At 50.0% G+C, this 4,972-nt stretch carries 1 tRNA gene and 3 rRNA genes; all 4 read left to right on the plus strand.

The features are described 5' to 3' along the window. The first annotated feature begins 48 nt into the window (after positions 1–48). A 16S ribosomal RNA gene (locus tag HT679_RS10290) occupies positions 49–1,594 on the plus strand. 51 nt (positions 1,595–1,645) lie between these two features. Continuing rightward, positions 1,646–1,718 (plus strand) — tRNA-Ala (locus HT679_RS10295). Positions 1,719–1,842: 124 nt separating this feature from the next. Beyond that, a 23S ribosomal RNA gene (locus HT679_RS10300) occupies positions 1,843–4,744 on the plus strand. A 76-nt stretch (positions 4,745–4,820) separates the two neighbouring features. Beyond that, positions 4,821–4,936: ribosomal RNA gene (rrf, locus tag HT679_RS10305) — 5S ribosomal RNA — on the plus strand. Together the 16S, 23S and 5S rRNA genes with 1 tRNA gene alongside form the textbook arrangement of a ribosomal RNA operon. The last annotated feature ends 36 nt before the right edge of the window (positions 4,937–4,972 follow it).

Genomic DNA, 4,972 nt, shown 5'->3' on the forward strand with positions numbered 1-4,972 from the left:
AAAAAACAATAAATCTGTCAGTGACAGAAATGAGTGAGAACTCAAACTTTTAATGAGAGTTTGATCCTGGCTCAGGACGAACGCTGGCGGCGTGCCTAATACATGCAAGTAGAACGCTGAAGGAGGAGCTTGCTTCTCTGGATGAGTTGCGAACGGGTGAGTAACGCGTAGGTAACCTGCCTGGTAGCGGGGGATAACTATTGGAAACGATAGCTAATACCGCATAAGAGTAGATGTTGCATGACATTTACTTAAAAGGTGCAATTGCATCACTACCAGATGGACCTGCGTTGTATTAGCTAGTTGGTGGGGTAACGGCTCACCAAGGCGACGATACATAGCCGACCTGAGAGGGTGATCGGCCACACTGGGACTGAGACACGGCCCAGACTCCTACGGGAGGCAGCAGTAGGGAATCTTCGGCAATGGACGGAAGTCTGACCGAGCAACGCCGCGTGAGTGAAGAAGGTTTTCGGATCGTAAAGCTCTGTTGTAAGAGAAGAACGAGTGTGAGAGTGGAAAGTTCACACTGTGACGGTATCTTACCAGAAAGGGACGGCTAACTACGTGCCAGCAGCCGCGGTAATACGTAGGTCCCGAGCGTTGTCCGGATTTATTGGGCGTAAAGCGAGCGCAGGCGGTTAGATAAGTCTGAAGTTAAAGGCTGTGGCTTAACCATAGTACGCTTTGGAAACTGTTTAACTTGAGTGCAAGAGGGGAGAGTGGAATTCCATGTGTAGCGGTGAAATGCGTAGATATATGGAGGAACACCGGTGGCGAAAGCGGCTCTCTGGCTTGTAACTGACGCTGAGGCTCGAAAGCGTGGGGAGCAAACAGGATTAGATACCCTGGTAGTCCACGCCGTAAACGATGAGTGCTAGGTGTTAGACCCTTTCCGGGGTTTAGTGCCGTAGCTAACGCATTAAGCACTCCGCCTGGGGAGTACGACCGCAAGGTTGAAACTCAAAGGAATTGACGGGGGCCCGCACAAGCGGTGGAGCATGTGGTTTAATTCGAAGCAACGCGAAGAACCTTACCAGGTCTTGACATCCCTCTGACCGCTCTAGAGATAGAGCTTTCCTTCGGGACAGAGGTGACAGGTGGTGCATGGTTGTCGTCAGCTCGTGTCGTGAGATGTTGGGTTAAGTCCCGCAACGAGCGCAACCCCTATTGTTAGTTGCCATCATTCAGTTGGGCACTCTAGCGAGACTGCCGGTAATAAACCGGAGGAAGGTAGGGATGACGTCAAATCATCATGCCCCTTATGACCTGGGCTACACACGTGCTACAATGGCTGGTACAACGAGTCGCAAGCCGGTGACGGCAAGCTAATCTCTTAAAGCCAGTCTCAGTTCGGATTGTAGGCTGCAACTCGCCTACATGAAGTCGGAATCGCTAGTAATCGCGGATCAGCACGCCGCGGTGAATACGTTCCCGGGCCTTGTACACACCGCCCGTCACACCACGAGAGTTTGTAACACCCGAAGTCGGTGAGGTAACCGTAAGGAGCCAGCCGCCTAAGGTGGGATAGATGATTGGGGTGAAGTCGTAACAAGGTAGCCGTATCGGAAGGTGCGGCTGGATCACCTCCTTTCTAAGGATAAGGAACTGCGCATTGGTCTTGTTTAGTCTTGAGAGGTCTTGTGGGGCCTTAGCTCAGCTGGGAGAGCGCCTGCTTTGCACGCAGGAGGTCAGCGGTTCGATCCCGCTAGGCTCCATTGGTGAGAGATCACCAAGTAATGCACATTGAAAATTGAATATCTATATCAAATAGTAACAAGAAAATAAACCGAAAACGCTGTAGTATTAATAAGAGTTTATGACTGAAAGGTCAGAAAATAAGGTTAAGTTAATAAGGGCGCACGGTGGATGCCTTGGCACTAGGAGCCGAAGAAGGACGTGACAAACGACGATATGCCTTGGGTAGCTGTAAGTAAGCGATGATCCAGGGATTTCCGAATGGGGGAACCCAACAGGTACTACCTGTTACCCGCATCTGTTAAGGATGCGAGGAGGAAGACGCAGTGAACTGAAACATCTAAGTAGCTGCAGGAAGAGAAAGCAAAAGCGATTGCCTTAGTAGCGGCGAGCGAAACGGCAGAAGGGCAAACCGAAGAGTTTACTCTTCGGGGTTGTAGGACTGCAATGCGGACTCAAAGATTATAGAAGAATGATTTGGGAAGATCAGCCAAAGAGAGTAATAGCCTCGTATTTAAAATAGTCTTTGTACCTAGCAGTATCCTGAGTACGGCGGGACACGTGAAATCCCGTCGGAATCTGGGAGGACCATCTCCCAACCCTAAATACTTCCTAGTGACCGATAGTGAACCAGTACCGTGAGGGAAAGGTGAAAAGCACCCCGGGAGGGGAGTGAAATAGAACCTGAAACCGTGTGCCTACAACAAGTTCGAGCCCGTTAATGGGTGAGAGCGTGCCTTTTGTAGAATGAACCGGCGAGTTACGTTATGATGCGAGGTTAAGTTGAAGAGACGGAGCCGTAGGGAAACCGAGTCTGAATAGGGCGCCTTAGTATCATGACGTAGACCCGAAACCATGTGACCTACCCATGAGCAGGTTGAAGGTGCGGTAAGACGCACTGGAGGACCGAACCAGGGCACGTTGAAAAGTGCTTGGATGACTTGTGGGTAGCGGAGAAATTCCAAACGAACTTGGAGATAGCTGGTTCTCTCCGAAATAGCTTTAGGGCTAGCGTCGACATTAGAGATTCTTGGAGGTAGAGCACTGTTTGGGTGAGGGGTCCATCCCGGATTACCAATCTCAGATAAACTCCGAATGCCAATGAATTATGGTCGGCAGTCAGACTGCGAGTGCTAAGATCCGTAGTCGAAAGGGAAACAGCCCAGACCACCAGCTAAGGTCCCAAAATAATTGTTAAGTGGAAAAGGATGTGGGGTTGCACAGACAACTAGGATGTTAGCTTAGAAGCAGCTATTCATTCAAAGAGTGCGTAATAGCTCACTAGTCGAGTGACCCTGCGCCGAAAATGTACCGGGGCTAAAACAATTTACCGAAGCTGTGGATACCTTTATAGGTATGGTAGGAGAGCGTTCTATGTGTGAAGAAGGTGTACCGTGAGGAGCGCTGGAACGCATAGAAGTGAGAATGCCGGTATGAGTAGCGAAAGACAGGTGAGAATCCTGTCCACCGTAAGACTAAGGTTTCCAGGGGAAGGCTCGTCCGCCCTGGGTTAGTCGGGACCTAAGGAGAGACCGAAAGGTGTATCCGATGGACAACAGGTTGATATTCCTGTACTAGAGTATGTAGTGATGGAGGGACGCAGTAGGCTAACTAAAGCAGACGATTGGAAGTGTCTGTCTAAGCAGTGAGGTGTGAATTGAGTTAAATGCTTAGTTCTATAACATTGAGCTGTGATGGGGAGCGAAGTTTAGTAGCGAAGTTAGTGACGTCACACTGCCAAGAAAAGCTTCTAGCGTTTAAACATACTCTACCCGTACCGCAAACCGACACAGGTAGTCGAGGCGAGTAGCCTCAGGTGAGCGAGAGAACTCTCGTTAAGGAACTCGGCAAAATGACCCCGTAACTTCGGGAGAAGGGGTGCTGACTTTAAGTCAGCCGCAGTGAATAGGCCCAAGCAACTGTTTATCAAAAACACAGCTCTCTGCTAAATCGTAAGATGATGTATAGGGGGTGACGCCTGCCCGGTGCTGGAAGGTTAAGAGGAGTGCTTAGCGCAAGCGAAGGTATGAATTGAAGCCCCAGTAAACGGCGGCCGTAACTATAACGGTCCTAAGGTAGCGAAATTCCTTGTCGGGTAAGTTCCGACCCGCACGAAAGGCGTAATGATTTGGGCACTGTCTCAACGAGAGACTCGGTGAAATTTTAGTACCTGTGAAGATGCAGGTTACCCGCGACAGGACGGAAAGACCCCATGGAGCTTTACTGCAGTTTGATATTGAGTGTCTGTACCACATGTACAGGATAGGTAGGAGTCTATGAGATCGGGACGCCAGTTTCGAAGGAGACGTTGTTGGGATACTACCCTTGTGTTATGGCCACTCTAACCCAGATAGGTGATCCCTATCGGAGACAGTGTCTGACGGGCAGTTTGACTGGGGCGGTCGCCTCCTAAAAGGTAACGGAGGCGCCCAAAGGTTCCCTCAGAATGGTTGGAAATCATTCGCAGAGTGTAAAGGTATAAGGGAGCTTGACTGCGAGAGCTACAACTCGAGCAGGGACGAAAGTCGGGCTTAGTGATCCGGTGGTTCCGTATGGAAGGGCCATCGCTCAACGGATAAAAGCTACCCTGGGGATAACAGGCTTATCTCCCCCAAGAGTTCACATCGACGGGGAGGTTTGGCACCTCGATGTCGGCTCGTCGCATCCTGGGGCTGTAGTCGGTCCCAAGGGTTGGGCTGTTCGCCCATTAAAGCGGCACGCGAGCTGGGTTCAGAACGTCGTGAGACAGTTCGGTCCCTATCCGTCGCGGGCGTAGGAAATTTGAGAGGATCTGCTCCTAGTACGAGAGGACCAGAGTGGACTTACCGCTGGTGTACCAGTTGTCTTGCCAAAGGCATCGCTGGGTAGCTATGTAGGGAAGGGATAAACGCTGAAAGCATCTAAGTGTGAAACCCACCTCAAGATGAGATTTCCCATGATTTTATATCAGTAAGAGCCCTGAGAGATGATCAGGTAGATAGGTTAGAAGTGGAAGTGTGGCGACACATGTAGCGGACTAATACTAATAGCTCGAGGACTTATCCAAAGTAACTGAGAATATGAAAGCGAATGGTTTTCTTGGTTTGAATAGATATTCAATTTTGAGTAGGTATTACTCAGAGTTAAGTGACGATAGCCTAGGAGATACACCTGTACCCATGCCGAACACAGAAGTTAAGCCCTAGAACGCCGGAAGTAGTTGGGGGTTGCCCCCTGTGAGATATGGAAGTCGCTTAGCTTTATTCCGCCATAGCTCAGTTGGTAGTAGCGCATG

The organism is Streptococcus sp. 4886 (assembly GCF_013276485.1).
Classification (GTDB): domain Bacteria; phylum Bacillota; class Bacilli; order Lactobacillales; family Streptococcaceae; genus Streptococcus.